Origin of the sequence: Streptomyces sp. WAC05292 (assembly GCF_003949955.1) — a bacterium.
GTDB classification, from domain to species: Bacteria; Actinomycetota; Actinomycetes; order Streptomycetales; family Streptomycetaceae; genus Streptomyces; species Streptomyces globosus.
Genome location: NZ_RPSE01000461.1, coordinates 1 through 4,499 on the forward strand (window position 1 = coordinate 1; position 4,499 = coordinate 4,499).

Annotated in this window: 3 protein-coding genes and 1 pseudogene; all 4 read left to right on the forward strand. The window is 73.4% G+C overall.

Annotated elements, in window-relative coordinates; genetic code table 11:
* Nucleotides 1-199 (forward strand): annotated as a pseudogene (locus tag EF903_RS29200) (LLM class F420-dependent oxidoreductase); the annotation flags it as partial.
* A gap of 108 nt (nucleotides 200-307) precedes the next feature.
* Entirely contained in the window at nucleotides 308-1,429 is a 1,122-nt protein-coding gene (locus tag EF903_RS29205; RefSeq protein ID WP_125548015.1) for an LLM class flavin-dependent oxidoreductase, read from the forward strand.
* 204 nt (nucleotides 1,430-1,633) lie between these two features.
* Nucleotides 1,634-3,373, forward strand: coding sequence for an amidohydrolase family protein (locus EF903_RS29210; RefSeq protein WP_125548013.1), 1,740 nt, complete (start codon nucleotides 1,634-1,636; stop codon nucleotides 3,371-3,373).
* Nucleotides 3,370-4,499 (forward strand): aldehyde dehydrogenase family protein (locus EF903_RS29215; RefSeq protein ID WP_125548014.1); only part of this gene is annotated, 1,130 nt, incomplete at its 3' end. The genes EF903_RS29210 and EF903_RS29215, both read left to right, overlap by 4 nt.

Sequence of the window (4,499 nt, forward strand, 5' to 3'; positions counted from 1 at the left end):
GTACGTGGGGGAGCCGGCGTGGGAGGTGGGGCGGCGGACGCTGTCGGGGAAGCCGGAGGTGCTGGCGGAATCGCTGCGGGAGTACGGGGCGATGGGCGTGGACCAGATCCAGGTGCGGTTCCGCAGCCGGGGCCGGTCGGAGCTGGTGGACCAGGTCGCGGCCTTCGGGGCGGAGGTGGGGCCGCTCCTGAACGGATGACCCGTAGATTCTGACGTACCGTCAGTATTGACGCTTCCCTGCGCCCGGTGGAACAGTCGACCCCATCCGATCTGACGCAGCGTCAGAAACTTGAGGACGGTGAACCCCTTGGAATTCGGGCTCTTCGTGCAGGGATACGTGCCCCGGGCGCGTTCCGAGGTCGACCCCGCGGCGGAGCACAGGGCACTGGTCGAGGAGACCGAGTACGTCATCCAGGCCGACAAGTCCGGGTTCAAGTACGCCTGGGCCTCCGAGCACCACTTCCTGGAGGAGTACTCCCACCTCTCGGCGAACGAGGTCTTCCTCGCCTACCTCGCCCACGCCACCGAGCGCATCCACCTCGGCTCCGGCATCTTCAACCCGCTCGCCCCCGTCAACCACCCGGTCAAGGTGGCCGAGAAGGTCACCATGCTCGACCACCTCTCCCGGGGCCGTTTCGAGTTCGGCACGGGCCGCGGCGCCGGCAGCCACGAGATCCTCGGCTTCCTGCCCGGCATCACGGACATGAACCACACCAAGGAGATATGGGAGGAGACCATCGCGGAGTTCCCCAAGATGTTCCTCCAGGAGGAGTACGAGGGGTTCCAGGGCAAGCACTGGTCGCTGCCCCCGCGCAAGGTCTTCCCCAAGCCGTACGGCAAGGCGCACCCGGCCATGTGGTACGCCGCCGGCTCTCCCTCCTCCTACGCCATGGCCGCCCGCAAGGGCCTCGGCGTCCTCGGCTTCAGCGTCCAGAAGGTCTCCGACATGGAGTGGGTGCTGGACCAGTACAAGACCGCGATCCGCGAGGCGAAGGCCATCGGCGCGTTCGTCAACGACAACGTCATGGTCACCTCGACGGCGATCTGCGCCGAGACCCACGACAAGGCCGTCGAGATCGCCGTCAACGCGCACATGAACCGCTTCCAGTCCCTCGTCTTCCGCTACCACGACACCTTCCCGCGCCCCGAGGCGATCCCGCAGTGGCCCGAGATCCTCCCGGAGTACAACGCGGAGATCATCGAGCTGCTCATCGCCGAGGAACTGCTGATCTGCGGCGACCCCTCCGAGGTCCTCGCCCAGTGCCGGCGGTGGGAGCAGGCCGGCGCCGACCAGCTGTCCTTCGGCCTGCCGACGGGAGTGTCGTACGAGGACACCATGACGACGATCAAGCTGATCGGCGAGCACGTCATCCCGCAGATCGACACCGATCCGGTCCACCGCACCACCCGCTTCCGCGAGGCCGCCTGAGGATCCGGGCCGGCGGTTTCCCGGACCGCCACCCCGGCAGGGGCCCCGCGGGGACAGCCCCGGGCCCCGATGCCCGGCCGGAGCGGGCGGAGCAGCGGCCTGCCTCCCGCTCCGGCCGGCCGACACGAGAAGGCACAGGCCCGCCAAGGCCCGCAGGCCCAAGGCCCGCAGGCCCGCCAAGGCCCGAGAAGGGACGTCACCGACATGCTCGACCACCTGATCAGGGGCGCGACCGTCGTCGACGGAACCGGCGCCCCCGCCCGCACCGCCGACGTCGGCCTGCGCGGCGGCCTGATCGCCGCCGTCGCGGCCCCCGGCGCGGTCACCGAGCCGGCCCGCACCGCCGAGGACGCCTCCGGCCTCGTCCTGTGCCCCGGCTTCGTCGACCCGCACACCCACTACGACGCCCAGCTGTTCTGGGACCCGTACGCCACGCCCTCCATGAACCACGGCGTGACCACCGTCGCCGGCGGGAACTGCGGCTTCACCCTCGCCCCGCTGCACCCGGGCCGCCCCGAGGACGCCGACTACACGCGCCGCATGATGAGCAAGGTCGAGGGCATGTCCCTGCGGGCCCTCGAAGACGGCGTCGACTGGACCTGGTCCACCTTCGGCGAGTACCTGGACGCCCTGGAGGGCCGCATCGCCGTCAATGCCGGCTTCATGGTCGGCCACTGCGCGCTGCGCCGCCACGTCATGGGCGCCGACGCCGTCGGCGGGCAGCCCACCGCCGCCCAGCTCGACCGGATGACCGCCCTCCTCCACGAGGCCATGGACGCCGGCGCGTGGGGGCTGTCCACCACCCAGTCCTCCACCCACTCCGACGGCGACGGCGCCCCCGTCGCCTCCCGGCACGCCCGCCCCGACGAGCTGATCGCCCTCGCCCGCGCCGTCGGCGACCACGAGGGCACCCAGTTGGAGGCCATCGTCGCCGGCTGCCTCGACCGTTTCACGGACGCCGAGATCGACCTGCTCGTCGCCATGAGCGCCGCCGCCGGCCGGCCGCTGAACTGGAACGTCCTCACCATCGACGCCGCCGTGCCCGACCGGGTCCCCCGCCAGCTGGCCGCCTCCGAGCGGGCCCGCAGGGCCGGCGGGCGGATCGTCGCCCTCACCATGCCGATCCTCACGCCCATGAACATGTCGCTCGGCTCGTTCTGCGCGCTCAACCTGATCCCCGGCTGGGGCGCCGTCCTCGGCCTGCCCGTCCCCGAGCGGATCGCCGAACTGCGCGATCCCGCCGTCCGGGCGGAGATGCTGCGCCGCGCGGCAAGCCCCGAGGCCGGGGTGTTCCGCCGTCTCGCCGACTTCGGGCGGTACGTCATCGGCGACACCTACAGCAAGGAGAACGAGGGCCTCACCGGCCGCGTCGTCCGCGACATCGCCGCGGAACGCGGCCAGGACCCCTTCGCCTGCCTCGTGGAGATCTGCTCCTGTGACGACCTGCGCACGGTGCTGTGGCCGATGCCCACCGACAACGACCCGGCGAGCTGGGCGCTGCGCGCGCAGACCTGGCAGCACGAGGACGTCATGCTCGGCGGCTCCGACGCGGGCGCGCACCTGGACCGCATGTGCGGGGCTCCGTACACGACGCGGTTCCTCGGGGACTGCCTGCGCGGCCGCCGCCTGGTGCCGCTGGAGCAGGCGGTGCGGATGCTGTCCGACGACCCCGCCCGGCTGTTCGGGCTGCGCGGGCGCGGCCGGATCGAGGAGGGCGCGTACGCGGACCTGGTGCTGTTCGACCCGGAGCGGATCGACGCCGGCCCGGCGACGCTCGTCCACGACCTGCCCGGCGGCAGTCCGCGGCTCGACGCGCGCGCCGTGGGGATCGTGTCGGTGCGGGTCAACGGCGTGGAGACGGTCCGGGACGACGAGGTGACGGGCGCCGTCCCGGGCCGGGTCCTGCGCTCGGGCCGCGACACGGAGACGGTGGCGACCCGGTGAGCGGCGCGCAGCGCGGCGACGGTGCCCGGCGGCTGTTCATCGGCGGGGAGTGGGTGGAGCCGGCGGGCGGCCACTACGAGGTGGTCGACCCGGCGGACGAGTCGGTGGTCGGTCTGGCCCCGGAGGCCTCCCCGGCGCAGGTGGAGGAGGCGGCCGCGGCGGCGGCCGCGGCGTTCGAGGGCTGGTCGCGGACGGATCCGCAGGAGCGGGCGCGGATCCTGGACCGGGCCGCCGACGTGATCCGGCGGGAGTCCGAGCCGTGGTCGGAGCTGGCCCGGGCGGAGAGCGGCGCGCCGACTGCGGTGGCCCGCGCGATGCAGGTGGGTGTCGCGGCCGCCCGGTTCCGGCGGTACGCGCGGGGCGCCCTGGAACCGGTGGAGCGCGGGCTGCCTCCGCAGGTCACGGCGGCGGGGCCGATGGGGCGGTCCGCGGTGCTGGGCGCGCTGGAGGTGCGGCAGCCGGTCGGGGTGGTCGCCTGCATCACCTCGTACAACAACCCGTGGGCCAACCCGGCGGGCAAGGTCGCGCCCGCGCTGGCCATGGGGAACACGGTGGTCGTCAAGCCGGCGCCGCAGGACCCGCTGTCGGTGTTCCGGATGGCGGAGGCGCTCGCCGAGGCCGGGATCCCGGCGGGCGTCGTCAACGTCGTCGGCGGGCAGTCGACGGCCGTCGGCGAGGCCCTGGTGGCGTCCGGGCACGTCGACATGGTGTCGTTCACCGGCTCCACCGCGGTCGGGCAGCGCATCGCGGAGGTCTGCGGCCGCACGATGAAGCGGCAGCTGATGGAGCTGGGCGGCAAGGGGGCGGCGGTCGTCCTCGACGACGCCGACCTGGACGCGGCCGTCGCCGGCATCGGCACCACGTTCTCCTTCTACAGCGGCCAGATCTGCACCGCGCCGACCCGGGTCGTCGTGCACCGGTCGGTGTACGGGGAGCTGGTCGAGAGGCTGGCCGGGTACGCGGCGCACCTGCGGATCGGTCACCCGGCGGAGCGGGGCACGGTCGTCGGCCCGGTGATCTCGGCGGCGCACCGGGACCGGGTGGAGGCGTACGTGGAGCTGGGCCGCAAGGAGGGCGCCCGGCTCGTGCACGGCGGGCAGCGGCCGGCGGTCGGCCCGGGCGGGGC